The sequence below is a fragment of the Acidovorax sp. sif0632 genome (genome assembly GCF_019218805.1).
Taxonomy (GTDB): domain Bacteria; phylum Pseudomonadota; class Gammaproteobacteria; order Burkholderiales; family Burkholderiaceae_C; genus Acidovorax; species Acidovorax facilis.
In genome coordinates, this window is the sequence record NZ_JAHUWW010000007.1 from 259,720 (window position 1) to 285,559 (window position 25,840).

Genomic DNA, 25,840 nt, shown 5'->3' on the forward strand with positions numbered 1-25,840 from the left:
GGGGGCGCTGGCTTGGAGCGCGCCGGTTTCATGCATTGCGGGTGTCGTTTAGCGCCATGGAAAACTGAGACGAGAGATTTCCCTATGCACATTCTGCTCATCAACAACTCCCCCATTCCCGTCTTCGGCTACGGCGGCACCGAGCGTGTGATCTGGGATCTGGGCAAGACGCTGGTGCAGCTCGGTCACCGCGTGAGCTATCTGGTGCCCGACGGTTCCAGCTGCGACTTCGGGCATGTGCTGCCCATCCGCCCCGACGCACCGTGGGAGGGCCAGATCCCGGCCGATGTGGACATTGCGCATTTCCAGTTCAACCCCCGCACCGAGCTGAGCCGGCCCTATCTGGTCACCGAGCACGGCAACGCGCGCAAGCCCAAGCCGCTGCCGCTGAACACCGTGTTCCTCTCGCGTGACCACGCCGCGCGTTACGGTTCCACCGAGTTTGTCTACAACGGACTCGATTGGAGCGGCTATGGCCCTGTGGACTTTGACCGCCCACGGCCCCACTACCACTTTCTGGGTAAGGCGGCCTGGGGCGTGAAGAACGTGCGCGGCGCGATCAAGGTGGCCAAGATGGCTGGCGTGGAGCTGGACGTGCTGGGCGGAGACCGCATCAACTTCAAGCGCGGCTTTCGCTGGACGCTGTCACGCAAGATCCACTTTCACGGCATGGTGGGCGGCTCGCAGAAGACCAGCCTGCTCAATGCCTCGCGCGGTCTGATCTTTCCGGTGCGCTGGCACGAGCCCTTTGGGCTGGCGGTGATCGAAAGCCTGTATTTCGGCTGCCCGGTGTTTTCCACGCCCTACGGCGCATTGCCCGAGCTGGTGCCGGTGCACTGCGGTGTGCTGTCGGCCGAAGCCACCGTGCTGGCCGAGGCGGTGCGCAACAACCGCTTTGACGCCCGCGCCTGTCACCAGCATGTGGTCGATCACTTCGGCGCCGAGCGCATGGCCCGCAACTACCTGCGCATGTACGAGCGCGTGCTGGCGGGTGAGAAGATCAACGCCCAGCCGCCTGTCATCCAGGGGCCTGCGCGCGAACTGCCCTGGAAGGGCTGAACCCCCCCTGAGGCGCTGCGCGCCTTCCCCCGGAGGGGGACGCACCCAGTGGCCCGGCAGAGCCGGTTCCACGGGTGCACTGGCTTGGGTGCGCTCCGGTATCGAAGGGCGTGAACATCGCGGGCTGGTTGCTTGGCGATGCAGGACCGTCTACCAGCGTGCACATATCGTCCTACCCGTGCCCGCTCGGACTGGGCCGGTCGAAGCCAGGGCGCGTTCCGCGCGGTGGAGGCGTGTGAAAAACTGATCGAATTGGCCGCTAGCGCTTATTCATCAAGCGCAATATGCTATTTAATTAATAGCAAAATCACCTCTACCCCGCGCCCTGCGCTCCCACGGCTGCCAGCGCAGCCCGCCATTCCGCTTCCAGCACGGCCACGAGCGCCGCCGCTGGCATGGGGCGCACCGCCGCCACGCCCTGGCCGGCCCACAGTGAGAGGTAGTCCGCCCGCCCTGCCTCGGCAGACGCCCGGCGCAGCGCGCCGGTGAGGGCGTTCTGCACCGGGTAGGCTGGCACATCGGCCTCGTGCGCGTGCAGCCGCTGCAGCATCGTGTTGACGATGCCGCGCGCCGGGCGGCCCGAGAAGACGCGGGTGGTGCGCGTGTCCGTGCCGGTGGCGTGGGCCAGCGCATCGCGGTAGGCCGGGCCGATGCCCGACTCGTCGCAGGCCAGGAAGGCCGTGCCCATCTGCACCGCCTCGGCGCCCAGAGCCTGCGCCGCGGCGATGCCTCGCCCGTCCATGATCCCGCCGGCCGCGATCACTGCCACGCCCCGGGGGCGCAGCGCATCCACGCACTGCGGGATGAGGGCCATGGTGCCCACCATGGACGCCGCAAAGTCGGCCTGCGAGGGGCCCTTGGCGGCAGGGGCCTTTTCTGCGGGCGCAAGGCCCTCGGCCTGCAGACGGCCCGTGGGCAAAAAAGTGCCCCGGTGGCCGCCCGCCTCCATGCCCGATGCGACCACCGCGTCCGCGCCCACATCGGCCCAGGCCACGGCCTCGGCCACGGTGGTGGCCGTGCCGATGACAGTGCAGCCCGCGCTGTGCAGCCGCTCGACCTGCGCGGCGTTCAGGATGCCGAAGGTAAAACTCGCCACGGCCGGGCGCGCTTCGACCAGGGCGTCGAACTGGGCCGCAAAGTCCTCGCACCAGCGCGCGGGCACGGCGGGCGTGAGGCCGAACTCCGCATACAGCGGCGCCAGACGGGCCACGGCCTTTTCCACCGTGGCCGCATCGGGCGCGGGCGTGTCCTGCACGAAGAGATTGAGCCCGAAGGGCCGGTCGGTGCGCCGCCGCACCTCGGCCGCCGCCTCGGCCATGGCTGCGGGGGAGCGCATGCCGCAGCCCAGGGTGCCCAGCCCGCCCGCTGCGGACACGGAGGCAGCCAGCGCCGGGGTGTCGGAACCCGTCATGGGCCCCTGGATGATGGGCAGACGCAGGGAGAGGGCGGTGCGCAGGCTGGGGTGGGGCATGGTGGCGTTCCGTTCGCTAAAAAAGGGAAGAAGAGAAGGGTTATCAGTCGCGCAGCACTTGCTGCAGCGCATCCAGCGCCGCGGACCGGTAGCCGTGGCGCCACACCAGCAGCGTCTGCAGGGTGGTCAGGGGGTGCTGGGCCAGCAGCGCGGCGTGGGGCGAGAGCTGGAGCACCGAGCGCGGCACGATGCCCACGCTGCCACCCCCCGCCACGCTGGCCAGGATGGCGTGGTACGAGCCCAGTTCCAGCGTCTGCATGGGCGGGGTGCGGGCTGCGAACCAGTCCTGCGCCACCCCCCGGTAGGTGCAGCCAGGCTCGAACACCGCCAGCGTGCCGGGCACCACATCCTGCGGGCCGGACACGGGCGGATGCCCCGTGGGCAGCACCAGGATCAGTTCCTCGGCGAACACGGGGCTGGCTTCCAGCGCAGGGTCGGGCGACTGCCCTGGCGGCCAGGCCACCAGCACGGCGTCGAGCGCATGGGCGCGCAGCCGCTCCAGCAGTTCGCGCGTGGGGGCGGTCGACAGCTCCAGCGCCACCCCGGGCCACTGGCGGTGCAGTTGCGCCAGCGGGGCGGGCAGGCGGCTGGCGGCGGTGCTTTCCATCGAGCCCAGGCGCAGGCGTCCCGTGGGCTGGCCTGGCCGCACGGCCTGCCGAGCCTCCTCGGCCAGCGCCAGCAGCCGGTCAGCGTAGCCCCGCAGCACCTCGCCCTCGGGCGTGAGCGCCATGCGCTTGCCCTCGCGCAGGAACAGCGGGGTGCCCAGGTCGGCCTCCAGCTGGCGCACCCGCGTGGTCACATTGGACTGCACGCGCTGCAGCCGCTCGGCCGCGCGCGTGACGCTACCCTCTGCCGCCACGGTGCGGAAGATGTCGAGGGCGGCCAGATCGAGTGGGGGGGAAACTTTATCCATCTTGAAAAAGTATGAATGTCAAAAATTCAATCTCTTGCTAAGATCATAAGACCCCGCATCCGACGCCGCAACTCCCCCACCGTCCCACCCTCCCACCGCGCAACCGCCCCAATGCCGTGACCCAGGCCACTTCTTCTTCCACGCTTGCAGCCACCCAGCGTGGCGACACCGGCTCCTCCGCGCTCCAGGTCGCACTGGCGGGCATGGCCGCGCTGGCGGCCGCCATGGGCATCGGCCGCTTTGCCTTCACACCGCTGTTGCCCATGATGCTGCACGACGGCGTGGTGGACATCGCCACCGGCAGCTGGCTGGCCACGGCCAACTACGCGGGCTACCTGGGGGGTGCGCTGCTGTACATGGCCTTGCCCTGGCTGGGTCGGCGCCTGGGCGCGGTGCCCGGCAACGCGGCCCTGGTACGGGGCGGGCTGGTGGCCACGGTGCTGCTCACAGCCGCGCTGGCCCTGCCATGGCCCGTGCTGTGGCCGCTGATGCGGTTGCTGGCCGGTGTGGCCAGCGCCATGGTGTTCCTGGGCACGGCCAACTGGTGCATGGGCCGGCTGGCCCACCTGGGGCATCCGGCCCTGGGCGGGTTGATCTTTTGCGGTCCGGGCCTGGGCATCGTCGCCACCGGCCTGCCCACCAGCGCCATGGTGGCAGCGGGCTGGAGCGCCGCCACGGGCTGGGCGGTGTTCGCCGTGCTTGCCGCCTTGCTGTGCGCGCTGGTGTGGCCGGTGGTGCGGGGCAGCGAAGCCTCCTCGGTGGTGCCAAGCGCCGCAAACACGGCGGCAACGGCGCCACCTCCGCCCGCGCCGCACCCGGCAGCCGAGCGCGCCCTGCTGGCGCTGGCCTATGGCCTGGCCGGCCTGGGCTACATCGTCACGGCCACCTTCCTGCCCGTGATCGCGCGGGCCGCGCTGCCTGCGGGCTCGGCCTGGCCCGACCTGTTCTGGCCCATCTTCGGCGCGGGTGTGGCGCTGGGGGCGCTGCTGTCCACGCGCATTCACCCTGCGCGGGACCGGCGCCTGCTGCTGGCGGGGGCCTACCTGCTGCAGGCGGCGGCCATCGGCCTGGGCCTGCTCTGGCCCGGCCCGGCAGGCTTTGCATACGGTAGCCTGCTGCTGGGCCTGCCCTTCACGGCCATCACGTTCTTTGCGTTGCAGGAGGCGCGACACCAGTGGCCCCAGGCGGGCGCAGGCTTCACCGGCCTGATGACCGCGCTGTACGGCATCGGCCAGATCGCGGGGCCGCCCATGGCGGCGGCGCTCCTGGCGCTCGCGGGCTCGCAGACGCAGGGGTTTGACTGGGCGCTGGGCGTGGCGGCGGCGGTGTTGGTGTTGGGGGCGGTGATTTACGGCTTCATGGCGTGGCGCTGGCGGGTTGTGGATCAAAAAATGTAGCTGCTAGCGCTTGCTGTATAAGGCTTCACTGCCCATTTGACCCAAAAATTCCATGAAGCGCATCGACCTGACCCTGGCCGCGCAGCCTTTGGCGCAAACCCTTTTCGCGCTGGCGGGCAGCGTCCCCGCGCGGCAAGCGCAGGCCCTGGCGCTGCTGGCTGACCATCAACGCTGGGACGCCCTGCTCGCGCTGGCCCGGCTGTGGGGGCGGCCGGGTGCCAGTGAACTGCTTCGGCCCAAGGGGTTCACTCCATTTCTGTACCGCGCCAGCGCCTGCGCCGCCGCGTCCGTGGCAACGCTCGATGGCCTTCGCCGCCTGGGCGGCCTTCCAGGCAGCGACGCCCAGGTGGCCGCGCAGGCCCGCGAGCTGGCTGAGTGGAAGCGCGGCAAGTGGCCTGCTGCGCCCTCCACATTGCATGCCTGGCTCAATGAAGGGTTGCGCTGGGCGGTGCAGGGCGGCGATGTGGCGCGCGTGGAGTGGTGGGTGGCAGCGGGGGCTGACCTGCACCACCAGGATACCGAAGGCGACAATGCCATCCAACGGGCCCGCACACCGCAAATGCTGGACTGGCTGCTGGTTCAGGGCGTGTCCACGGATGGGAAATGCCGCCACGGGGGCCGCGTCGCCTGCAGCCTGGTGCGCTGGGGCCGTTATGAGGCGCTGCGCTGCCTGCAAACGCATGGCCTGGACATGGAAAAGCTGGATTGGCCGCCGTTGCACCGGTTGGTGGCGCTGGGCACGGCGCAGGAGGTGGGCTCTGCGCTGCAGGGGCCGGATGGTGCGGCTCTGCGCATGCAGCTTGAAGTCCGCGACGGCTGGAACCGCACGCCCGCTATCCACGCGGCGGCACAAGGTGCGGTGGACAAGCTCGTATTGCTGCGCGATGCAGGCGCCGACCTGCAGGTCAAGTGGCGCGATTTGCCGTTGCTGTACTGGATCATCGATTCCCGCCAGCCCGATGCGCTGCGCTGGTGGCTGGCCCAGCCGGGCGCGGATGTGGAATTGCCGCTCGGCGGCCCGCGCGAAACTCCCTTGCTGGCTGCGGTGGAGAACGACGACCTGCCCATGGCCACCGCGCTACTGCAAGCCGGAGCCGACCTCCAGCGCTACAACGATAACAAGAGCTGCCCCATGAACAGCGCCCGCAGTCGCGCCATGCTGGAACTGCTGGTCGCCCACGGCGGCCAGGTGGAGTACCTGGGCCGCGACGGCACGCGCCTCTGGCTGGCTCGTCACCTGCACGCCCGACGATTTCAAGCACCACCACACGCCCCGCCCAGGGCGGCACAACGGCGAGGACGTCACCACCGCGTTTCACCTTGCCATGCTGGAGTCGGGTGAGAGCGCTTATGGCGCGGGCGAGGCGTTCGGACTGGACCGCAGCTTCAGCGATACCCCCTGGCAGCACATCTGGAACGCCGACCGCTTCGGCCAAAGCCTGACCGCCCTGCCCGATGGCCGCTGGGTGCAGATCGGCGGAGAGCACGAGGACGGCTACGACCCCGACTTCTTCATCTACGCCGATGTGATCGTCCACACCCCGCCCAGCGAGCCGGGCGGCGCCTGGGACCGGCGCGTGTTCGCCTACCCGGAAGACGTGTTCCCGCCCACCGACTCCCACACCGCCACCCTGGTGGATGGCCGCATCGTCGTCATCGGCTGCCTGGGCTACCCCGCGCAGCGCCGTCCTGGCGAGACGCCTGTCTACGCATTGGATGCACACACCTTTCAGATGCAGAGGCTCGATGTCACGGGCACCGGGCCGGGCTGGCTGCACAAGCACCAGGCGCAGCGGGTGGCGCCGGGCGTGGTGGAGGTGTGGTGTGGAGAGCGCTGCACTGGCGCCAACCAATGGCAGGCAGTGCCGGGGCGTTGGCGGCTCGACCTGGCGCAGCTTCAATGGCAGGCCGTTGCTGGATCGTAAAAATTCAGGTCGATTTGGTTGCTAGCGCTTATCTGTAAGCCGCTAACAGCTATTATTTTTGTAGCGGTAGCCGCAGCACAAAGCAGGCCCCAGGGGCGCCATCCGGCCGGTCCTCGCAATGCACTGTGCCGTTGTGCCGCCCAGCAATTGACCGCACCAGCGCCAGCCCCAGGCCCACGCCGCCTGCGCGTTCGCTGGCGCCGGGCAGGCGGTAGAAGGGCTCGAAGATGCGTTCACGGTGGGTCACGGGCACGCCCGGACCCCGGTCGCACACGCGCACCTCGGCGTGACCCTGGCGGCGTTCGACCACCAGGGTGATCTCGCCGGTGCTGTAGCGCCGGGCGTTTTCCAACAGGTTGCGGATTGCGCGGCGCAGAAGCTTGGGGATGCCGCGCACGTCCACCGAGTCCGAACTCACGTCCAGGTCGGCGTCCACGCGTGCACACTCTTCGGCGGCCAGGCCGATCAGATCCACCAGCTCTACGGTACCCACATCGGCTTCGCGTGCATCCAGGCGACTGGCCAGCAGGATCTCGTCCACCAGCTGGTCCAGCTCGGCAATGTTGCGCAGGATTTCCTCACGGAACGCGGGCGAGGGCTGCTGCCCGCCCATCAGCTCCAGCCCCATGCGGATGCGGGTGAGCGGTGAGCGCAGTTCGTGCGAGGCGTTGGCCAGCAGCGATTTGTGCGACTTGACCAGCGTTTCGACGCGCGCAGCGGCGGCGTTGAACTGACGCGCGAGGTCGGCCACTTCGTCCTGCCCTTGCTCGGGCACACGCACCGACAGGTCGCCCTCGCCAAACTTTTGCACGCTGCGTTGCAGGGCTTCGAGCCGCAGCGTGAGGCGCCGGATGATGGGGTACACACCCACGGCCACGGCCAGGCCCACGATGCCCAGCAGCCACAAAAAGCCGAACGGTGGCCGGGTCCAGAACGCGGCGTCGCCCTGGTTCGGACCTCCGGGTCGGCCGCCCCGATCGCCGCGTGGCTGGCGAGGCGCCATCTGCAGCAGAAAGACCTGCCCGGTGTCCGATTGGATCTGGAATTCAATGCCTTCGCCCGGCTCGCTGGGCTGGCGCGTGGCCAGGCCCTTGAGCACCTGCGTGCCGTTGGGATCGCGCAGCACCATCTCGCGCGAGGGCGGCACGAACGGCTGGGCGTTCTGCGCCTTTTGTTCCTCAGCCATGCGCCAGGCCCAGCCCACGGTCAGCGTCAGCACCGCGATGCCGCCGACCACGGCCAGCCAGATGCGCAGGTACAGACGGCGGGAGAAGGGGGTGGAAAGGGACATTCAGCAAAAGTGGAGGTGCGCGCCGCTGCGGGGCCGCGCCCTACCAGTCAGTCTTGTTGTTTCGCAAAAACGTAGCCCACGCCACGCACCGTGAGGATGCGGCGCGGGTTCTTGGCGTCGGCCTCTATGGCGGCACGGATGCGGCCCATGTGCACGTCGATGGAGCGGTCAAACGCCTCCAGCTCGCGGCCGCGCACGGCCTCCATGATCTGGTCGCGCGTGAGCACCCGGCCCGCGCGCTCGGCGAGCGCCACCAGCAGGTCGAACTGGTAGGAGGTGAGGTCGGCCAGCTCGCCTGCCACGGTCACGGTGCGGGCGTCGCGGTCGATCTCCAGCGTGCCAAAACGCAGGACCTGCGTGGCCGCCGTTGCATTGCCGCCATCGGTGCGGCGGCGCAGGATGGCGCGGATGCGGGCCAGCAGCTCGCGCGGCTCAAACGGCTTGGGCAGGTAATCGTCGGCACCCAGCTCCAGGCCGATGATGCGGTCCATGGGGTCGCCCTTGGCGGTGAGCATGAGCACCGGCACCTGGGCCGCGTGGCCTTGCAACGAGCGGATGCGCCGGCACACTTCCAGGCCGTCCATGTCGGGCAGCATGAGGTCCAGGATCACGAGGTCGGGCAGCGGCCCGGCGTCGGGTCCCTGCAGCTGCGCCAGGCCACTCTTGCCGTCCGCGCGGTGCGTGACCTGCAGGCCCGACTGGCCCAGGTACTCGCCCACCATCTGTGCGAGGCGGGCGTCGTCTTCGATCATCAGCAGTTGGGAACTCATGGGGGCAGTGTAGTAGCGGGTGGCTTCATGGTCGCCAAGGGCTGTCTCGGTGCGTTGTCGGCCATGTAAACCTCCCGTAAAGCCACCAAGCCCGTGCAGCCGTACGACCGCGGTCAAACTTGCCCTGCCGCGCGGTCCCGCCCGGGCCGCTTGTGTTGCACGCATGCCATGCGCAGGAGGCGCAGCTTCTTCTTGTGTGGGCACTGCTTTGCCCCTACGCTCGGAGCATGAATTCCCCCTTCCTTACGCCGGGATGCCACGGCGCCAGCCCGCCGTCCGCATGACGCTCCCGGAGCCTCCCCTTGCCCCGTCCGGGCGCGACGTCTCCGTGGCGATCGTGGAGGACGATCCGCGCACGCGGCGGCGGTTCGAGCACGCGCTGGCGCGGGCCGACCGCCTGTGGCTGGCCTACTCTGCGGGCACGGTGGGCGAGATGGTGGCTTGGCTGCGCGACAACCGTGTGGACGTGCTCCTCGTGGACCTCGGGTTGCCCGACGGCTCCGGCCTTCAGGTCATCAGCCATTGCCGCAAGCTTTCGCCCGGAACCGAGATCATGGTCATCAGCATGTTCGGCGACGAAGCCAACATGATGCGCGCCTTCGAAGCCGGCGCACGCGGCTACCTCCTCAAGGACGGGACCGAAGACGATCTCGCCGACCATGTCCTGAGCCTGAATGCCGGCGGATCGCCCATGACCCCCATCATCGCGCGCCAGTTGCTGACACGTCTGTCGCCCGCGCCAGCGATGACCAGTGCGCTTCCCGTCGATGCGACCTTGACGGCGCGGGAGCGGGATATCCTCGCCAAGCTTGCGCGCGGCTACACCTACGCCGAAACCGCAGAGATCCTGGGCATCTCGCCTTCCACGGTCCAATCGCATGTCAAGAACATCTACAGCAAGCTGGCGGTTCATTCAAAGACGGAGGCGATTCACGAGGCGCGGCAGCTGGGGCTTCTGTAGGAGGCTGCCGGGCATGCCGCGGGAGGCACCGTTGTGCGTGCTCTGGATTGCGGTGCTGTGGGTGCTTCTGGGCGGCACGGTGCAGGCCCAACCGGAGGTAGGGACGATTGCGCAGGCCCATGCGTACCTCGAACCCGATGGCGCCGAACCCTGGGCGGGGCTGGTGGCGCTTCCGCATCTCTGGGACAAGGCCTACCCCGGCATGTCAGGGCGCGCGCGCTACCTGCTGACGCTTCCCCCCGTGCCGTCCGATGGAATCCTCAGGGGGGTCTATTTCCCCCGGGTGGGCAACCAGGTCGAAGTCTTCGTCGGCGGCGATCTGATTGCACACCGCGGCGTGCTGGGCGACGGCCGCACCGATGCGACCAAGGCGCCGCTGTGGGTGCCCGTGCCTGCGCGCCTGTTGTCCCAAAGCGTCCCCACCGTGCTGGAGGTTCGTGTAGCCGTGCAAGCGGTGCGCTGGGGTGGACTGGCCGCACCGCGCTTCGGGCCTGAGGCCGTGCTTCAGCCGCAGTACCGCGAGCGCTATGTCTGGCGGCAGTGGGGCGCAGTGGCCGTGGTGTTTGCACTGGCCCTCACGGGCGTGATTGCCGCAGGGCTGTGGCACCTCAACCGGGAGCCGGTGTACGGCTATTTCGCGCTGTGCGCGCCGTTCGGGATGCTGCGCTTCGGCGACCGTCTGTGGAGCACCTCGCCCCTGGGATGGCCGGTGTGGGGCGGCATCGTGGCGTTCTCGCTGGCGGTGCACGTCCTGCTGCTGGTGCGCTTCTCGCTGGCTTTGATCGGCCGCGACGGGCCTGGGGCCCGGCGGGCGTTCTGGGTGCTGCTGCTCGCTGAAACCCTCCTGGTGTCAGCAGCTTTTGGCCTGTTCCAGCCGGAGTACTGGACCGCCGCCCTGGGATTGCTATTTGTGCCTGCGGTTGGGGCCTACGTCATCGCTGCACGGGAAGCGATCGTGGCCCGCAAGCCCGAGGCCATCGCCTTCTGTATTGCCAGCTTCGTTCCCATAGGCGCGGGCCTGTACGACTTCCTGGAGATCCGCATCGCGACAGAAAGCGTGGGCCGCTCTTCGTACCTTCCGCTGGCGACCATGCTCTTCGTGCTCCTGATGGGCTGGCTCATCCTGGATCGTTATGCCCGCCAGGTGCGTGCATACCAGGCCCTGAGCAATTCCCTGGACGAGAAGGTGCGCCAGCGTGAGCGTGAGCTTGAGGTCAGCTACGCGCTCCTGCAGCAGGAGCATGAGCAGCACGCGGCCCTGCAGGAGCGCCAGCGCATCATGCGTGACATCCACGACGGCGTCGGCTCGCAACTGGTGGGGCTGCTCAGCCTCATTGGCAAAGGCCGGTCCAGCCGGGCCGCGCTGCGTGAGCATGCCCACGCGGCGCTCGATGAACTGCGCATGGCCGTGGACGCCATGCAGCCGGTGGACGGTGACCTGGCCACCGTGCTGGCCACGCTGCGCTACCGGCTACAACCGCGGCTGGCCGCCTCGGGCATCTCGGTCGATTGGCAGGTGGACGAAGAACTGCCCACGCTGGACAGCCTCACACCGCACAGGGTGCTTCAGATCCAGCGCATCCTGCTGGAGGCATTCACCAACGTGCTGCGGCATGCGCAGGCCACCCGCGTACGGGTCAGCGCGCACCAGCAGCCGGGTCTGGTACGCCAGCCCGATGATGAGTCGCCGTGTCTGGTGCTGGAGATCGCCGACAACGGCATCGGCATGCCCGGCCCGGCTGCAGCCGGGGGCCAGGGGCTGGCCAACATGCGCGCACGCGCGCAGGCTATCGGCGCGCAGCTGGATGTCACGTCTGTGCCGGGCCAGGGGACGTGTGTGCGGATTGCGTTGCTGGGGGAGCCTGCACCCGCGATGCCAGCCACACCAGCACCAGCACCGGCAACCCCAGCAGCGCCGTCGATGTGAAGAACTGCGCATAGCCAAACGCATTCACGTAGTCGCCCGAGAAACCCGCCACAAACTTGGGCAGCAGCAACATCATCGAGCTGAACAGTGCGTACTGCGTGGCCGAGTAACTCACGTTCGTCAGGCTCGACAGATAGGCAATGAATGCGGCCGACGCAATGCCGCTGGCCAGGTTGTCGGCCGACACCACGGCAATCAGCGCCGTCACGTCGTGTCCGTGGCCCGCCAGCCAGGCGAACAGCAGGTTGCTGGCCGCGCTCAGGATGGCGCCCAGCATCAGGATGCGCATCACGCCAAACCGCATCGACAACACGCCGCCCACAAAGGCGCCGGCCAGCGTCATGATCACGCCGTAGATCTTGGTCACGGCGGCCACTTCGTCTTTGGTGAAGCCCATGTCCACATAAAACGGGTTGGCCATGATGCCCATCACCACATCGCTGATGCGGTACACGGCGATGAGCGCCAGGATCAGCGCCGCGTGCCAGCCATAGCGGCGCAGAAAATCGGCAAAAGGCTCCACCATGGCGCTCTGGATCCACTCCGCCGCGTTGCGCGCAGGGGGCAGTTGCACGGGCGCGGGCTCGCGTGAGAACAGCACGGTGACCACGCCCACGGCCATCGAGGCCGCCATCACCAGGTACGCCACTTGCCACGCGCTGTTCTGGTAGGCCGCAGCGCCTTGTGCGATGGCCTGGCCCACGGCGGGCGCCACCTCGGAGCGCGCTGCAATCCACAACACGCCCGCTCCGGCCCAGATCATGGCCAGTCGGTAGCCCGTCTGGTACGACGCTGCCAGCGCCGCCTGGTGGTTGGCGTCGGCGGATTCGATGCGAAACGCATCGAGCGCGATGTCTTGCGTGGCCGAGCCAAATGCCACGGCCAACGCGCACCACACGATGGGCCCCAGGGTCTGGCGCGGGTCGGCCAGCGCCATGCCCACCAGCCCAGCCACGATCAGCGCCTGTGACAGCAGCAGCCAGCTGCGCCTGCGCCCCAGCGCGTGTGTGAGCAGCGGAATCGGCAGCCGGTCTACCAGTGGCGCCCACACCCACTTGAAGCCGTAGGCCAGGCCCACCCAGCTCAGGTAGCCGATGGTGCTGCGGTCAATGCCCGCCTCGCGCAGGCGAAAGCTCAGCGTGCCCAGCACCAGCAGCAGTGGCAGCCCGGCCGAGAACCCGAGCGTGAGCATGCGCAGGCTGGCGGGCTCCAGGTACACGCGCAGGGTTTGCAGCCAGGGCGTGCGGGGCGGCTTTTCCGGGGTGAGGTTGGGGGCGGATGAAGTGGAGGTGTCTGACATGGGCGCGCGGAGGTTTTGTCTATCATCGCCGACACACCCTTGTAGCCAGCCTGCCGGCCTCCATCTGCGCGGCAGACTCTGGTGTGTTGTGTGCCAGCTCTGCTCATTATTCCTTCTGGGATCGCCTTGTATGTGTCTTTTCTGCCCCGCTCCCTCTGTTGCGCCCTCGTCCCCGTGGTCGGCGCGCCGCGCCTTCCTGCTGGCGGCAGGCGCCAGCGCTGCGGCGCCAGTGCTCGCGCAGGTCGAGGTGGGCTCGGCATCCAGCCTGCGCAAGCTGGTGCCCGCTGAAACGCTGGAAAACTCCGCCGCCCAGCAGTACCAGCAGATGCTGCAGCAGGCCAAGGCCAAGCGCGCGCTGGCACCCAGCGACCACCCGCAGCTGCAGCGCCTGCACGCCATCGCCAAGCGGCTGATTCCGCACACCATGCCATGGAACGACCGCGCCAAACAATGGCGCTGGGAGGTCAACCTCATCGGCAGTTCGCAGATCAACGCCTTCTGCATGCCTGGCGGCAAGATTGCGTTCTACACCGGCATCCTGGACCAGCTCAAGCTCACCGACGATGAGACCGCCATGATCATGGGCCACGAAATGGCCCACGCCCTGCGCGAACATGCGAGAGAGCGCATCGCCAAGACACAGGGCACCAACCTGGCGCTGCGCCTGGGCTCGCAGCTGCTGGGGCTTGGCGACCTGGGCCAGGCGGCGGCGGGGCTGGGTGGGCAGCTGCTCACGCTGCAGTTCAGCCGTTCGGACGAGACCGATGCCGACCTGGTGGGGCTGGAGCTGGCCGCCCGCGCAGGCTACCAGCCCTCGGCCGCCGTAAGCCTGTGGCAGAAGATGGGCAACGCCAGCGGCAGCAAGCAGGGCGGGCTGGCGTTTTTGTCCACACACCCTTCAGGCCCCGCGCGCATCCGTGAGCTGGAGGTGAATGTGCCCAAAGTGCAGGGCCTGTACGAGGCGGCGCGGCGCAACGGGTAGTCGTGGACGGCGGGTCGGTGGCAAAGGCGCGCCATCGAAAGGTGCCTGGGAATCCTGATGCTACTGTTTTAATAGCTATTAGCGCTTGATGAATAAGCGATAGCGGCCAATTTGACTAAGAATTTGGCTGCCGTGGAGCTATGCCACGCTCACCCGGTTGCGGCCCGCGTTCTTGCTTTGGTACAGCGCCTTGTCGGCGCGTGCAATGGCGGCTTGCAGGTCTTCGGCGCTGTGCACCTGGGCCACGCCAAACGACATGGTCAGCGCGATGGGCGCCTGGCCCACGTCCAGTGGCGTTTGCTCGATGGCGGTGCGGATGCGTTCGGCGGTGGCGCAGGCGGCGTCCAGCGGGCTGGCGGGCATCAGCGCCAAAAACTCTTCGCCGCCCCAGCGCGCCAGCACGTCCCCTTCGCGCAGGTTGGCTGCCAGCACTCTGGCCATGGCCACCAGTACCTCGTCACCCACGGCGTGGCCGTATTGGTCGTTGATCCGTTTGAACAAGTCCACATCACACAGCAGCAGGGTGACTGGCGCACCGTCGCGCTGGCTGCGCGCCAGCGCGTTGGTGGACAGGGCTTCGAAGTGGCTGCGGTTGGCCAGGCCGGTCAGCGGGTCGAGCGTGGCCTGCTTGCGCAAGCGAGCCTCCGCGATCAGGATCGTGCGGCGGTAAAAGGCCGACAGCGCGGCCGACATGGCGAACACCAGACAGATGTGTACCCAGTTCACGATGTTGACGCTGCGGGCGGGCAGGGGGTCGAGCGGACCCAGGTGGCTGCTCAGTGCATGCAGGCCCAGGTAGTACGCCAGCAACGCCAGCACCATCGGTGCGGCATACCCCCGCGTATTGGCAATCACGATGGCAGGAATGAACATCAGCAGGTAGTAGTGAAACCCGCTGTCCCAGCCGATGAGCAGCGAACCCAGCGCCGAATGCCCCACCACCTCCAGCCAGATCAGCAACAGCCCGGCCACGTTGTAGCGTTTCTGTATGAGCCGGTATGCGCCCAGGTACATGCCGATGCTGATCACGTTGATGGCCGCCAGGGGCAGCGAGCCCAGCCACAGAAACAGCACGATGTAGCCGACATCAATGGCCGCTGCGGTCAGCGCCACCCGCTGCACCATGGCCCAGTAGGCCTTGCCCGCCAGGCTGGAGCCGCGCTGCGGTGCTAGGGGAGGGCGTGACTTGAAGGTGGGGTTCATGGCGCGAAAGCGGGGCGGGGCGGATGGAGTCTGGGCAAGGGTGCCACAGGCTGCTTACAACACGATACATCGTAAGCATGCAGACCATCGGCGGTCCGCAGAACTGGCCGCTTTTGCCGCGCATATCCGCCCCGGGCGGGCGCCTGGGTGGGGCGGGGCTACCTCCTAAAAGGAGAAGGTAGTAGTCAAATTGGTCACTAGCGCTTGTCCATCAAGCGCTGGCAGCTATCAAAAAGATACTAATCGATGTGCAACGAAGCGCTGCGGGACGTTTCTGAGGCTCTTCTGGCACGTCTCAGGTCCCGCCCACGTAGGGATTGCTCTGGCGCTCACGCCCGAAAGTGCTCTCGGGCCCATGCCCCGGGATGAACACCGTCTGGTTGCCCATGGGCCACAAGCGCTGGGTGATGCTGTCGATGAGCTGCTGGTGGTTGCCCTGCGGGAAATCCGTGCGGCCCATGCTGCCCGCAAACAGCACATCGCCCACAAACGCCCGGTCGATCTGCGGCGCGTGGAACACCACATGCCCTGGCGTGTGCCCGGGGCAGTGGCGCACGTTCAGGGTCTCGTTGCCGATCTGCACCGTGTCGCCATCGTGCAGCCAGCGCGTGGGCGTGAAGTGCTGCGCGGGCGGAAACCCAAACATCGCGCTTTGCTGCGGCAGGCCGTCAATCCAGAACTGGTCGCCCGGGTGGGGGCCAATGATGGGCAGCGAAAGCCGCTCTGCCAGCTCGCCCGTGCCGCCCGCGTGGTCGATGTGGGCGTGGGTGAGCCAGATCTGTTCGAGCGTGAGGCCTAGGCGCTGGATCTCTGCCAGCAGCACCTCCAGGTCGCCGCCGGGGTCGATCACGGCGGCTTTGTGGGTGGCGTCGCACCAGACGAGGGAGCAGTTTTGCTGGAACGCGGTGACGGGGATGGTGAGGTAGTGGAGCATGGTGGGTGAGGTGGTGGTGTGTATTTTTGCAGGCCTGGCGCACGGCGGCCGGGAGAGGCTCAAGCCTGTGCCAGCCGATCGACGAGGAAATCCACCAGCACGCGCACGCGCAGCGGCATGTGCCGGTTGGCGGGGTACAGCAGCGAAAACGGGCGGGAGGCACCGGCATGGGCGGGCAGCACCTCCTGCAAGGCGCCGCCGTGCAGATCGGCTTCCACAATGAAACGGTAGGTCTGCAGCAGCCCTGCGCCTGCACGCGCCAGGGTCACGGGGCCCAGGATGTCGTCGGCGCAGCGCAGGTGGCCTTGGGTGGGCACCTCCACATCGCGCCCGGCGTCGTCGCGCAGTATCCATGGCACCGCCTGGCCGCTGCTGGGCAGCACAAACTGGATGCATTCGTGCGCCGCCAGGTCGGCGATGGCATGCGGCGTGCCGCAACGCGCCAGGTACGCCGGGGCGGCGACCACCACCAGGGCGGCGTCCTCCAGCTTGCGCGCCACCAGCCCCGAGTCGATGGGGGCTCGACCGCGCACGGCCAGGTCAAAGCCTTCTTCGGTGAAGTCCACGTTGCGGTTGCTCAACTGCAGCTCCAGCTCCACGTCGGGGTAGGCCTGCGCAAATGCGGGCAGCAGGGGCAGGATGCGGCAGTGCCCGTAGGAGGTGGGCAGGCTGAAGCGCACGAGGCCTGCCGGGCTTTGCTGTTGGCCCGACAGCTCGCGTTCTGCCTCGGCCAGCTGGCCCAGCGCCTGGCGGCATTGCTCGTAGTAACGCTTGCCTGCGTCGGTCAGCCGCACCTGGCGCGTGGTGCGCTGGAACAGCCGCACGCCCAGGCGCGCCTCCATGCGCGCCACCGATCGGCTCACGGCCGCCGCCGTCAGCCCGGCCGCCTGGGCGGCGGCCGTGAAGCTTTGCCACTGCGCGGTCAGGCAGAACAGTTCGATGCTGCCCAGCTTCAGGTCGTCAAATTGGCGCGCCATGTTCTGTTTATTACTTCATGTAATCAGTGAAATTCCTGAAGCCTAGTTTATTGCTGTTTGCATCCTCAATACCATCGCTTCATCTTTCCACCACGCTCCAAAGGCAACCCCATGAAGCTGTACTTTTCTCCCGCCGCCTGCTCCCTGTCGCCCCACATCCTGTTGCGCGAATGTGGCCTCACTTTCGACCTGGAGAAGGTCGATACCGAGCGCCACCGCACGGCAGACGGGCGCGATTTTTATGCCATCAACCCCAAAGGCCAGGTGCCCGTGCTGGAGCTGGCGGACGGCTCCCGCCTCACCGAAGGCCCGGTCATTGCGCAGTACATCGCCGACCAGGCCCAGGCCACGCAGCTCATGCCCGCAGCTGGTACGCTGGCGCGCTACCGGGTGATGGAGTGGCAGAACTACGTGAGCACCGAGCTGCACAAGTCCTTCACGCCCTTGTTCCACGCCGGGCTGGACGACAACGCCAAGGCCACGCTGGCCGCTCTGCTGCGCAAGAAGATGGACTGGCTGGACGCGCAGCTGCAGCACGGCCCCTACCTGACGGGCGAGCACTTCACGGCGGCCGATGCCTACCTTTTTGTGGTGCTGGGCTGGGCCAAGTTCGTGAAGCTGGATATCAGCGACCTGGCCCATCTGCAGGCTTTCCTGCGCCGCGTGGCCGCGCGCCCCGCCGTGCAGGCCGCGATGCGGGCCGAAGGGCTGCTGGGCTGAGAGGCCATTGCTTCATCCCAAGGAAAATAGCCATGCCTTACATCAACATCAAAGTGACCCGTGAAGGTGTCACGGGTGCGCAAAAAGCGGCGCTGATCCAAGGCGCAACCGATTTGCTGGTGCGCGTTCTGAACAAGGAGCCCGCCACCACCTTTGTCGTGATCGACGAGGTCGAGACCGACAACTGGGGCGTGGCCGGTGAAACGGTGACCGTGCGCCGCCAGCGCGCTCGCGCCGCCGCCGACGGGAGCGCGCCATGAGTGACCCGCGCTTTGACGCAGTCGCCGCCGTGCTGCAGGAATATTTCGACGGCCTGTGCCACAGCGATACGCAGCGCCTGCGCCGCGTGTTCCACCCGCAGGCGGTCTATGCCTGCGCAACGGCCGAGCCCGCGGTGATCCTGCGCATGGAAGAATATTTCCCCATCGTGGACCAGCGCCCCTCGCCCGCCAGCCGGGGCGAGACGGTGCAGGAGCGCATCCTGTCCATCGAGTTTGCCGGGCCGGTGACGGCTTTGGCCAGGGTGGAATGCGCCATCCTGCCCAAGCACTTCACCGACCTGCTGACCCTGATCCACGTGGACGGGCGCTGGCAGATCATTGCCAAGGTGTTTCACTACGAACTGGATCGCTGAGGCGGCGGTGCGCGCAAGCGGGTGGGCGAGTTCTTCCTTTCGGAAGGACTCATTGATTGATAGCTGCTAGCGCTTGCCAGATAGGCGCTAGAGCCCAATTTGACTAAAAAACCGGCGGCAGGCATCACCGGCGGTGTGCCCGCCTCACAGGTTGGTCGCCGCGACCACTTCCGACATGTCGGTCAGCCCCTGCAGCACCTTCTCGATGCCGTCCTGGCGCAGGGTCAGCATGCCGGCGGCCAGTGCCGAGTGGCGGATGTCCGAGGCGGGGGCGCGGTGGCGGATGTGTTGGCGAATGGTCTCGTCGCTCATCATCAGCTCATGGATGCCCAGCCGGCCGTGGTAGCCATGGCCCTCGCACTTCGTGCAGCCCACATGGCGCCACAGGCGCAGCTCGCCCTGTGCGCCGCCGTGCTGCTGGCGCCAGCGCGCCACCTGTGCCTCGCGGGCCTCGGGGGAGTTGTTGGTGCCACTGTCCAGGTACTGCGACGCCAGGCCAAGCAGCGTGTCGTGGTCGGCCACACGCGGCTCGCGGCAGGCTGTGCACAGACGGCGCACCAGGCGCTGGGCCAGGATGGCGAGCAGCGAATCGGAGAAGTTGAACGGGTCCAGGCCAATCTCCAGCAGCCGCGCAATGCTCTCGGGCGCCGAGTTGGTGTGCAGGGTGGACAGCACCAGGTGCCCCGTCAGCGAGGCCTCGATGGCGATGCGCGCGGTTTCCTCGTCGCGCATCTCGCCGATCATGATCACGTCGGGGTCGGCCCGCAAAAAAGTGCGCATGGCGGCGGCAAAGGTCCAGCCGATGCGCGGGTTCACCTGCACCTGGCGCAGGCCCTCCTGCGTGATCTCGATGGGGTCTTCGGCCGTCCAGATCTTGCGGCCTGCGGTGTTGATGTCGCGCACCACCGAGTGCAGCGTGGTCGTCTTGCCGCAGCCCGTAGGGCCGCACACCAGCACCAGGCCATAACTTTTTTGCACCACGGAGCGCAGCGCCAGCAGGTTGGGCTGGCTCAGGCCGATGTTCTCCAGCGGCAGGGGCTTGGCACCCGCCAGCAGGCGCAGCACCACGTCTTCCAGTCCGCGCGAGGTGGGCACGGTAACCACACGCAGCTCCACCGGCGGGCCTCCGAAGCGCGCGAAGTCGATCTTGCCGTCCTGGGGCTTGCGGTGCTCGGAGATGTCCATGCCCGCCATGATCTTGATGCGCGCCACCATCGCAAAGCGGTAGCGCGCGGGCAGCTCCAGGTAGGGCGTGAGGTCGCCGTCGATGCGCAGGCGGATGCGCACGTTCTGCGGCGCGGGCTCGGTCTCGATGTGGATGTCGGACGCGCGGTGGTGGATGGCTTCGTCGATCACCGAGTTGATGAGCCGCACCAGGGTGTTGTCCGACTCGCTGATCACGTCGGCCTGCTCGGAGTCCGCGTCCGGGACGGTGCTGCCCAGGTTGGCGGCCAGCTCGCGCGAGGTGGCTCGGGCCGCGGTGGTGGCGTCGGCGCCGCCAGACTGGGTGCGGTAGGCGCGGTGAATGGCGGGCATCAGCGTGCCTGGCGCGGCCTGCAGCGGAATGAGCCGCCGCTGCGTGAGAAACCGCAGTTCGTCCAGCAGCACGCGATCGAGCGGGTCGGCCATCAACAGCACCAACGCGTCATCGCGGGCGATCAGCGGCAACACCGATTCACGTTCTGCCATCGCCCGGGGCACCAGGGCCAGGGCTGCCGCATCGGGGGTGATGTCGCCGGGGTGCACGGTGTAGTCGCCCAGCCACGCGGCAATGACCTGGCGCAACTGCTCCTGGGTCAAGACACCGTCATCCACCAGGATCTGCCCGATCAGCCGGTTCTGCCCGGCGCTGCGCTCCTGCTGCTGGGCCTGCAGGCCGTCTTGCAGGGCCGACGGGGACAACATGCCGGCGTGGATCAGCGCCTCACCCAGGTGCCGCGCCTTGCCGACGGTGGGATGGGGGGCGGAGAGCTGTTTCCACAAGGATTCCGCATTGGGCGGGCGGAATCCGTGGGCGGGGAGGGAGGGGGGAACAGCGGTGTCGGTCATCAAGGGTCAGGAGCGGGCATCGTCAAAGGCTGAAGTCATAGTCCACCGTGATGGGAGCGTGGTCTGAGAACTTTTCACCTTTGTAGATGGATTCAGCACGTGCCAGCGCCGCGAGCGCGGGGGTGGCCAGGTGGTAGTCCAGCCGCCAACCCACGTTGTTGGCATACGCCTGCCCCCGGTTGCTCCACCATGTGTAGGCGGTGTCTGTGGCGGTAGGTTGTAACTGACGGTAAACGTCTATGATGCCGCCGCCCTCATCAGTTGTGTGCAACAGTTTTGTCATCCAGGCCCGTTCTTCGGGTAAAAAACCACTGTTTTTCTGGTTACTGCGCCAGTTTTTGAGGTCGATTTGCTGGTGCGCAATGTTGATGTCGCCGCACAGAATGAAGTCACGTTCGCGCTTGACTTTCATCAGGTGGGGATGGATCTCGGCCAGGAACCGGAACTTGGCCTGCTGGCGTTCTTCGCCCGAGGAACCACTCGGAAAGTAAGCGCTGATGATCGACAGCTTGCGGGCCGGTGTGTCAAAACGCAGCTCCACATATCGACCTTCTGTATCGAACTCTGCTGACCCATAGCCAATGACTACATCAGAGGGCTCATGCCGGGTATAGATGCCCACGCCGGAATAGCCCTTTTTCTGGGCAAAGTGGAAGTGGCCCTGCAGGCCCGCCATGCGCTCGAACCGGTTGGCCATGTCGGCCGCCTGGGCCTTCACTTCCTGCACACAAATACAATCCGGCCGCGTGGCTGCCATCCAGCTTTCCACGCCTTTGCTGGTGGCCGAGCGGATGCCATTGAGATTGAGGCTGGTTAACTTGAACAAGGAATTCCCCATGGTGGATGTTGGCGCGCAAACCTCTGAACAGGGCCAGCTGGCGCAGGATTTTGTACGTTTTGCCGTCGAATCGGGCGTGCTGCGGTTTGGCGAATTCAAGACCAAGGCGGGGCGCCTGAGCCCGTATTTCTTCAACGCAGGGCTGTTCGACGATGGCCGCAAGATCGGGCGGCTCGCGGAATTCTATGCAAAAGCCCTGCTGGCCAGCGGCATCGAATTCGACATGGTGTTCGGCCCTGCCTACAAGGGCATTCCGCTGGCCGCTACCGTGGCCGTGGAGCTGGCGCGCCTGGGCCGCAACGTGCCCTTTGCCTACAACCGCAAGGAGGCCAAGGACCACGGCGAGGGCGGCACGCTGGTGGGCGCACCCCTCAAAGGCCGGGTGCTGATCGTGGACGACGTGATGTCGGCTGGCACCGCCGCCCGCGAGTCCATCGCCATCATCCGCGCTGCGGGTGCCACGCCGCATGCGGTTGCAATTGCGCTGGACCGCCAGGAAAAAGCCACGGAGAATGGCCAGGACGTGGACCACAGCGCCGTGCAGTACGTGCGCGAGCAACTGGGCATGCAGGTGTGTGCCATTGCCCGGTTGGCAGACTTATTGCTGTATCTCTCCCAAAACGGGGAAGAGGGGATGCGCTCGCATCACGAAAAAGTGCTGGCCTATCGCCAGCGGTACGGTGTTAACGAAGGGTAGACCATTTGAGCAAGTCGGCGTGGATCATGGGCGGGGTGATGCTGCTCACCCTGGGCGCAGAGCTGGCCTCGGCACAGTCCCAGGGTGCGACGGGCGGTATTTACACGTGCGTGGACCGCAACGGCCGTCGGCTGACGGCCGACCGGCCCATCCCGGAATGCCTGGACCGCGAGCAGCGCGAACTCAGCCCTTCGGGCATCACGCGCCGCCAGATTGGCCCCTCGCTCACCGAGCTGGAGCGCGCAGCCCAGGACGCCCAGAACCGCAAGGATGCCGAAGAGCGCGCCCGTGTGGTGGAAGAGCGCCGCCGCGAACGCGTGCTGGTGGCCCGCTACCCCGACAAGGCCGCCCACGATGTGGAGCGCGCTGCGGCCATCCAGATGGTGGATGACGTGACGGCCACCGCAGAAAAGCGAACGCTGGAGCTGAAGGCGGAGCGCAAGAAGCTCGATGTGGAGATGGAGTTCTACAAGAAGGACCCCAACAAGGCCCCCATGACGCTGCGCCGCAAGATCGCTGAGATTGACGACAGTCTGGCCGAGCAGCAGCGCTTCATCGCGGGGCAAGACCAGGAAAAGCGCCGCGTGCATGCGCGGTTTGACACCGAGCTGGCGCAGTTGCGCAAGCTGTGGGATGCGCAGCGTGTGCCCCCCTCCGCAGCGTCTGCTGTTGCGGCGCCCGCTGCCAGCGCGGTGCCTGCGGGCGGCAGCCGATAACCCACCAAGGTAGGGTCGCAGCGGACCAGAGAACGCGCCGCATCGCTGCCTCGGATGGACAGCATAAAAGCAAAGGGGCCGAAAGGCCCCTTTTTTGCGGCAGCTTCAACAGCCTTGCGCTCAGCCCGCCAGTTTGGCGCGCAGCAGTTCGTTGACCTGCGTCGGATTGGCCTTGCCCTTGCTGGCCTTCATGATCTGGCCGACCAGCGCGTTGAAGGCCTTGTCCTTGCCCGCGCGGAACTGCGCCACGTTGTCGGGGTTGGCGGCAATCACTTCGTCGATGATCTTCTCTAGCGCGCTGGAGTCGTTCATCTGCTTGAGTCCCTTGGATTCGATGACGGCATCCACGTCGTTCGACTCTCCGGTCCACAGCGCGTCAAACACCTGCTTGGCGGCGTTGTTGGAGATCGTGCCGTCGGCAATGCGGCCGATCAATGCTGCCAGCTGAGTTGCCGTGACAGGGGCCTGCTCGATACCGGTCTCCGCCATGTTCAGGCGGCGTGACACATCTCCCATGATCCAGTTGCTGGCCAGCTTGGGCTGGCTGCAGGCTTTGGCCACTGCTTCGAAGTACGCCGCCATGGCTTTGCTCTGCGTGAGCGTGGTGGCGTCGTACTCGGGCAGGCCATAGTCCGCCACAAAACGGGCGGCCATGGTGCGAGGCAATTCGGCCATTTGCGCCCGTTCTTCCTGCACCCACTGCTCTGAAATGTGTAGTGGAGGCAGGTCGGGGTCTGGGAAGTAGCGGTAGTCCGCCGCATCTTCCTTGGTCCGCATCGCGCGCGTTTCGCCCGTGTCCGGGTCGAACAGCACGGTGGCCTGCTGGATCGCGTGGCCGTCCTCGATCTGCTCGATCTGCCAGCGGATTTCGTAGTCGATGGCCTGCTGCATGAACTTGAACGAGTTCAGGTTCTTGATCTCGCGTCGTGTGCCCAATTCGGCGCCGGGCTTGCGCACCGACACGTTGGCGTCGCAGCGGAAGCTGCCTTCCTGCATGTTGCCGTCGCAGATGCCGATCCAGGTGACGATCTTGTGCAGCTCCTTCGCGTAGGCCACGGCCTCTTCGGACGAGCGCATGTCGGGCTCCGTCACGATCTCCAGGAGCGGTGTGCCCGCGCGGTTCAGGTCGATACCACTCTGGCCGATGAAGTCTTCATGCAAGGACTTGCCTGCGTCTTCTTCGAGGTGGGCGCGCACCAGGCGCACGGTCTTTTTCTCATCGCCCAGAAAGAATTCCACCTCACCGCCTTGCACCACCGGAATCTCGAACTGGCTGATCTGGTAGCCCTTGGGCAGGTCGGGGTAGAAGTAATTCTTGCGCGCAAAAATGCTCACTGGCGCAATGTGGGAGCCCAGTGCCAGTCCTAATTTGATAGCGCAGGCCACGGCCTCGCGGTTCATCACGGGCAGGGTGCCCGGCAGGGCCAGGTCCACCGCGCAGGCTTGCGTGTTGGGCTCGGCGCCAAAAGCGGTGGGCGCGCGGCTGAAAATTTTGCTCTGGGTTGCGAGCTGGGTGTGGGTTTCGAAGCCGATGACAACTTCGTAGCCATGGATCAGTTTGGCGGTCATGTCAGAAGCCCTCCGGACGGCGGAGGTGGAAGTCGGTGGCTTGCTGCAGGCGGTGCGCAGCGTTCAGGAGGCGGGCTTCCTGGAAGTAGTTGCCCAGCAACTGCAGGCCCACTGGCATGCCGCTCTCGCCAAAACCGGCGGGCACGCTCATGCCGGGCAGCCCGGCCAGCGAGCCGGGCAGGGTGAAGATGTCGGCCAGGTAGTCGGCCAGCGGGTCGTTGCCATGGTCGCCCAGCTTCCAGGCCACCGTGGGGGCCACCGGGCCGGCGATCAGGTCGCAGTCCTTGAAGGCATTCTGGAAGTCGTCGGCGATCATGCGGCGGATCTTCTGTGCCTGCAGGTAATAGGCGTCGTAGTAGCCGTGCGAGAGCACATAGGCGCCGATCATGATGCGGCGCTTGACCTCGTCGCCAAAACCTTCGGCGCGGGTCTTCTTGTACATGTCCACCAGATCGGTGTAGTCCTTGGCGCGATGGCCGAACTTCACGCCGTCAAAGCGGGAGAGGTTGGACGATGCTTCGGCCGGAGCAATGATGTAGTAGACCGGAATGGACAGCTGCGTGCGCGGCAGGCTGATGGGCACGAGCTTGGCGCCGAGCTTCTCGTATTCCTTCAGGGCACCATCTACGGCGGCGCGCACATCGGGCGCCAGGCCTTCTCCAAAGAACTCGGCGGGGATGCCGATGCGCAGGCCGTCGATGCTGTCGTTGAGCTTGGCGCTGAAGTTTTCTGCAGGCACATCGAGCGACGTGGAGTCGCGGTCCGGGTCGGGGCCGCACATGGCGGACAGCAGCAGCGCGCAGTCTTCGGCCGAGCGGGCCATGGGGCCGGCCTGGTCGAGGCTGGAGGCAAACGCGATCATGCCGTAGCGGCTGGCGCGGCCATAGGTGGGCTTGATGCCGGTAATGCCGCAGAACGACGCGGGCTGGCGGATGGAGCCGCCAGTGTCGGTGCCGGTGACGGCCGGGGCCAGGCGCGCGGCCACGGCCACGGCGCTGCCGCCGGACGAGCCACCCGGGATGCGGTCGGTGGCCCAAGGGTTGCGCACGGGGGCGGGGGCGTCAAAGCCCACGGGGGCGACGGCGGAGTTCTCGTTGGCCGAGCCCATGGCGAACTCGTCACAGTTGAGCTTGCCCAGTGTCACGGCACCCGCGTCGGCCAGCTTGGTGACCACGGTGGCGTCAAACGGCGACTGGTAGCCCGCGAGCATCTTGGAGCCGGCGGTGCTGGGGAAATCCTTGGTGACAAAGATGTCCTTGTGCGCAATCGGCACGCCCGCGAGCGGGCCGGCGGTGCCTGCGGCGATGGCGGCGTCCTGCGTGCGGGCCTGGGCCAGGGTGATGTCCGGGTTCACGGCCACGTAGGCGCCCAGGTTCTGGTGGGCCTGTGCGCGGGCGAGGAAATGCTGGGCGGCCTCGACGGCCGAGACGCGGCGCTCGCGCAGCTCGGTGGCCAGCTGGGCCACGCCCAGGTCATGCAATGCGGTGGAAGTCATGCGGCGGGGCTC

24 protein-coding genes are annotated in these 25,840 nt (G+C 67.1%); 12 read left to right on the forward strand and 12 right to left on the reverse strand.

The genetic code is table 11. The features are described 5' to 3' along the window. The first annotated feature begins 84 nt into the window (after window positions 1-84). Entirely contained in the window at window positions 85-1,059 is a 975-nt protein-coding gene (locus KW832_RS21035) for a glycosyltransferase (protein WP_218301249.1), read from the forward strand. A 313-nt stretch (window positions 1,060-1,372) separates the two neighbouring features. Here the strand turns inward: KW832_RS21035 and KW832_RS21040 are convergent, their stop codons facing one another. Both KW832_RS21040 and KW832_RS21045 read right to left on the reverse strand, forming a co-directional pair. Next, window positions 1,373-2,530, reverse strand: coding sequence for a nitronate monooxygenase family protein (locus KW832_RS21040; RefSeq protein WP_218301248.1), 1,158 nt, complete (start codon window positions 2,528-2,530; stop codon window positions 1,373-1,375). 43 nt (window positions 2,531-2,573) lie between these two features. Then, window positions 2,574-3,443, reverse strand: coding sequence for a LysR substrate-binding domain-containing protein (locus KW832_RS21045; protein WP_218301247.1), 870 nt, complete (start codon window positions 3,441-3,443; stop codon window positions 2,574-2,576). 203 nt (window positions 3,444-3,646) lie between these two features. Here KW832_RS21045 and KW832_RS21050 point away from each other — a divergent pair, with 203 nt between their 5' ends. The 3 genes from KW832_RS21050 to KW832_RS21060 are packed head-to-tail and all read left to right on the forward strand — an operon-like array spanning window position 3,647 to window position 6,765. Next, entirely contained in the window at window positions 3,647-4,840 is a 1,194-nt protein-coding gene (locus KW832_RS21050) for a YbfB/YjiJ family MFS transporter (protein ID WP_218301403.1), read from the forward strand. Window positions 4,841-4,892: 52 nt separating this feature from the next. Beyond that, the gene (locus KW832_RS21055) at window positions 4,893-6,182 is read left to right on the forward strand and encodes an ankyrin repeat domain-containing protein (protein WP_218301246.1); all 1,290 of its coding nucleotides are present in this window, start codon (window positions 4,893-4,895) and stop codon (window positions 6,180-6,182) included. Beyond that, window positions 6,166-6,765, forward strand: a complete 600-nt coding sequence (locus KW832_RS21060; RefSeq protein ID WP_218301245.1) for a hypothetical protein — start codon at window positions 6,166-6,168, stop codon at window positions 6,763-6,765. The genes KW832_RS21055 and KW832_RS21060 overlap by 17 nt, the downstream gene beginning before the upstream one ends. A gap of 52 nt (window positions 6,766-6,817) precedes the next feature. Here the strand turns inward: KW832_RS21060 and KW832_RS21065 are convergent, their stop codons facing one another. Further along, window positions 6,818-8,056, reverse strand: a complete 1,239-nt coding sequence (locus KW832_RS21065; RefSeq protein ID WP_121421953.1) for an ATP-binding protein — start codon at window positions 8,054-8,056, stop codon at window positions 6,818-6,820. A gap of 47 nt (window positions 8,057-8,103) precedes the next feature. Beyond that, entirely contained in the window at window positions 8,104-8,826 is a 723-nt protein-coding gene (locus KW832_RS21070) for a response regulator transcription factor (protein WP_055401574.1), read from the reverse strand. A 280-nt stretch (window positions 8,827-9,106) separates the two neighbouring features. Here KW832_RS21070 and KW832_RS21075 point away from each other — a divergent pair, with 280 nt between their 5' ends. Both KW832_RS21075 and KW832_RS21080 read left to right on the forward strand, forming a co-directional pair. Then, window positions 9,107-9,787, forward strand: coding sequence for a response regulator transcription factor (locus tag KW832_RS21075; RefSeq protein WP_218301244.1), 681 nt, complete (start codon window positions 9,107-9,109; stop codon window positions 9,785-9,787). 13 nt (window positions 9,788-9,800) lie between these two features. Beyond that, window positions 9,801-11,714: a sensor histidine kinase gene (locus tag KW832_RS21080; protein ID WP_218301243.1), complete on the forward strand. Its 1,914-nt coding sequence runs from the start codon at window positions 9,801-9,803 to the stop codon at window positions 11,712-11,714. On the opposite strand, the gene KW832_RS21085 is transcribed toward KW832_RS21080, so the two are convergent. Continuing rightward, entirely contained in the window at window positions 11,596-13,014 is a 1,419-nt protein-coding gene (locus KW832_RS21085) for an MFS transporter (RefSeq protein ID WP_218301242.1), read from the reverse strand. The two genes, KW832_RS21080 and KW832_RS21085, sit on opposite strands and share 119 nt — an antisense overlap. 130 nt (window positions 13,015-13,144) lie before the next feature. On the opposite strand from KW832_RS21085, the gene KW832_RS21090 reads away from it, so the two are divergent. After that, window positions 13,145-13,996 carry a M48 family metallopeptidase gene (locus tag KW832_RS21090; protein ID WP_055401567.1) on the forward strand — a complete coding sequence of 284 codons (852 nt, stop codon included), beginning with the start codon at window positions 13,145-13,147 and terminating at the stop codon, window positions 13,994-13,996. Between the two features lie 138 nt (window positions 13,997-14,134). On the opposite strand, the gene KW832_RS21095 is transcribed toward KW832_RS21090, so the two are convergent. From KW832_RS21095 to KW832_RS21105, 3 genes are all read right to left on the reverse strand, one after another. Next, window positions 14,135-15,199, reverse strand: coding sequence for a GGDEF domain-containing protein (locus tag KW832_RS21095; protein ID WP_218301241.1), 1,065 nt, complete (start codon window positions 15,197-15,199; stop codon window positions 14,135-14,137). Between the two features lie 295 nt (window positions 15,200-15,494). Further along, window positions 15,495-16,133 (reverse strand): MBL fold metallo-hydrolase, encoded by a 639-nt coding sequence (locus KW832_RS21100; RefSeq protein ID WP_121507853.1) that lies wholly within the window; start codon window positions 16,131-16,133, stop codon window positions 15,495-15,497. A gap of 59 nt (window positions 16,134-16,192) precedes the next feature. After that, the gene (locus tag KW832_RS21105) at window positions 16,193-17,110 is read right to left on the reverse strand and encodes a LysR family transcriptional regulator (RefSeq protein WP_218301240.1); all 918 of its coding nucleotides are present in this window, start codon (window positions 17,108-17,110) and stop codon (window positions 16,193-16,195) included. A gap of 111 nt (window positions 17,111-17,221) precedes the next feature. Between KW832_RS21105 and gstA the strand changes: the two genes are divergently transcribed. Genes gstA through KW832_RS21120 form a run of 3 tightly spaced genes read left to right on the forward strand, consistent with a single transcriptional unit; the run spans window position 17,222 to window position 18,464 of the window. Beyond that, window positions 17,222-17,830 (forward strand): glutathione transferase GstA, encoded by a 609-nt coding sequence (gene gstA / locus KW832_RS21110; RefSeq protein WP_218301239.1) that lies wholly within the window; start codon window positions 17,222-17,224, stop codon window positions 17,828-17,830. Between the two features lie 32 nt (window positions 17,831-17,862). Further along, window positions 17,863-18,090 (forward strand): 4-oxalocrotonate tautomerase family protein, encoded by a 228-nt coding sequence (locus KW832_RS21115; RefSeq protein ID WP_008903571.1) that lies wholly within the window; start codon window positions 17,863-17,865, stop codon window positions 18,088-18,090. Continuing rightward, window positions 18,087-18,464: a nuclear transport factor 2 family protein gene (locus KW832_RS21120; RefSeq protein ID WP_055400737.1), complete on the forward strand. Its 378-nt coding sequence runs from the start codon at window positions 18,087-18,089 to the stop codon at window positions 18,462-18,464. Before KW832_RS21115 ends, KW832_RS21120 begins: the two co-directional genes overlap by 4 nt. A gap of 144 nt (window positions 18,465-18,608) precedes the next feature. Here KW832_RS21120 and KW832_RS21125 read toward each other — a convergent pair whose 3' ends face one another. Together KW832_RS21125 and KW832_RS21130 are read right to left on the reverse strand one after the other, a co-directional pair. Continuing rightward, the gene (locus tag KW832_RS21125; RefSeq protein WP_218301238.1) at window positions 18,609-20,513 is read right to left on the reverse strand and encodes a GspE/PulE family protein; all 1,905 of its coding nucleotides are present in this window, start codon (window positions 20,511-20,513) and stop codon (window positions 18,609-18,611) included. Window positions 20,514-20,535: 22 nt separating this feature from the next. Further along, window positions 20,536-21,339: an exodeoxyribonuclease III gene (locus tag KW832_RS21130; RefSeq protein WP_121421965.1), complete on the reverse strand. Its 804-nt coding sequence runs from the start codon at window positions 21,337-21,339 to the stop codon at window positions 20,536-20,538. 10 nt (window positions 21,340-21,349) lie between these two features. Here KW832_RS21130 and pyrE point away from each other — a divergent pair, with 10 nt between their 5' ends. Together pyrE and KW832_RS21140 are read left to right on the forward strand one after the other, a co-directional pair. Further along, window positions 21,350-22,048 carry an orotate phosphoribosyltransferase gene (gene pyrE / locus KW832_RS21135; RefSeq protein ID WP_055394401.1) on the forward strand — a complete coding sequence of 233 codons (699 nt, stop codon included), beginning with the start codon at window positions 21,350-21,352 and terminating at the stop codon, window positions 22,046-22,048. Window positions 22,049-22,053: 5 nt separating this feature from the next. After that, window positions 22,054-22,764 carry a DUF4124 domain-containing protein gene (locus tag KW832_RS21140; RefSeq protein ID WP_121507849.1) on the forward strand — a complete coding sequence of 237 codons (711 nt, stop codon included), beginning with the start codon at window positions 22,054-22,056 and terminating at the stop codon, window positions 22,762-22,764. A gap of 120 nt (window positions 22,765-22,884) precedes the next feature. Here the strand turns inward: KW832_RS21140 and gatB are convergent, their stop codons facing one another. Beyond that, on the reverse strand, window positions 22,885-24,333 hold the full coding sequence (gene gatB, locus KW832_RS21145; protein ID WP_218301237.1) for an Asp-tRNA(Asn)/Glu-tRNA(Gln) amidotransferase subunit GatB: 1,449 nt from the start codon (window positions 24,331-24,333) through the stop codon (window positions 22,885-22,887). 1 nt (window position 24,334) lies between these two features. Continuing rightward, the gene (gatA, locus tag KW832_RS21150) at window positions 24,335-25,828 is read right to left on the reverse strand and encodes an Asp-tRNA(Asn)/Glu-tRNA(Gln) amidotransferase subunit GatA (RefSeq protein ID WP_218301236.1); all 1,494 of its coding nucleotides are present in this window, start codon (window positions 25,826-25,828) and stop codon (window positions 24,335-24,337) included. Window positions 25,829-25,840: the final 12 nt, after the last annotated feature.

Coding starts and splice junctions, on each gene's coding strand:
- KW832_RS21115 (WP_008903571.1), top strand. CDS start 17,863: ATGCCTTACATCAACATCAAAGTGACCCGTGAAGGTGTCACGGGTGCG.
- KW832_RS21120 (WP_055400737.1), top strand. CDS start 18,087: ATGAGTGACCCGCGCTTTGACGCAGTCGCCGCCGTGCTGCAGGAATAT.
- KW832_RS21065 (WP_121421953.1), bottom strand. CDS start 8,056: ATGTCCCTTTCCACCCCCTTCTCCCGCCGTCTGTACCTGCGCATCTGG.
- KW832_RS21125 (WP_218301238.1), bottom strand. CDS start 20,513: ATGACCGACACCGCTGTTCCCCCCTCCCTCCCCGCCCACGGATTCCGC.
- KW832_RS21070 (WP_055401574.1), bottom strand. CDS start 8,826: ATGAGTTCCCAACTGCTGATGATCGAAGACGACGCCCGCCTCGCACAG.
- KW832_RS21085 (WP_218301242.1), bottom strand. CDS start 13,014: ATGTCAGACACCTCCACTTCATCCGCCCCCAACCTCACCCCGGAAAAG.
- KW832_RS21040 (WP_218301248.1), bottom strand. CDS start 2,530: ATGCCCCACCCCAGCCTGCGCACCGCCCTCTCCCTGCGTCTGCCCATC.
- KW832_RS21055 (WP_218301246.1), top strand. CDS start 4,893: ATGAAGCGCATCGACCTGACCCTGGCCGCGCAGCCTTTGGCGCAAACC.
- KW832_RS21045 (WP_218301247.1), bottom strand. CDS start 3,443: ATGGATAAAGTTTCCCCCCCACTCGATCTGGCCGCCCTCGACATCTTC.
- KW832_RS21095 (WP_218301241.1), bottom strand. CDS start 15,199: ATGAACCCCACCTTCAAGTCACGCCCTCCCCTAGCACCGCAGCGCGGC.
- KW832_RS21080 (WP_218301243.1), top strand. CDS start 9,801: ATGCCGCGGGAGGCACCGTTGTGCGTGCTCTGGATTGCGGTGCTGTGG.
- KW832_RS21035 (WP_218301249.1), top strand. CDS start 85: ATGCACATTCTGCTCATCAACAACTCCCCCATTCCCGTCTTCGGCTAC.
- KW832_RS21050 (WP_218301403.1), top strand. CDS start 3,647: ATGGCCGCGCTGGCGGCCGCCATGGGCATCGGCCGCTTTGCCTTCACA.
- gatA (WP_218301236.1), bottom strand. CDS start 25,828: ATGACTTCCACCGCATTGCATGACCTGGGCGTGGCCCAGCTGGCCACC.
- gatB (WP_218301237.1), bottom strand. CDS start 24,333: ATGACCGCCAAACTGATCCATGGCTACGAAGTTGTCATCGGCTTCGAA.
- KW832_RS21090 (WP_055401567.1), top strand. CDS start 13,145: ATGTGTCTTTTCTGCCCCGCTCCCTCTGTTGCGCCCTCGTCCCCGTGG.
- gstA (WP_218301239.1), top strand. CDS start 17,222: ATGAAGCTGTACTTTTCTCCCGCCGCCTGCTCCCTGTCGCCCCACATC.
- KW832_RS21060 (WP_218301245.1), top strand. CDS start 6,166: ATGCTGGAGTCGGGTGAGAGCGCTTATGGCGCGGGCGAGGCGTTCGGA.
- KW832_RS21100 (WP_121507853.1), bottom strand. CDS start 16,133: ATGCTCCACTACCTCACCATCCCCGTCACCGCGTTCCAGCAAAACTGC.
- pyrE (WP_055394401.1), top strand. CDS start 21,350: ATGGTGGATGTTGGCGCGCAAACCTCTGAACAGGGCCAGCTGGCGCAG.
- KW832_RS21105 (WP_218301240.1), bottom strand. CDS start 17,110: ATGGCGCGCCAATTTGACGACCTGAAGCTGGGCAGCATCGAACTGTTC.
- KW832_RS21075 (WP_218301244.1), top strand. CDS start 9,107: ATGACGCTCCCGGAGCCTCCCCTTGCCCCGTCCGGGCGCGACGTCTCC.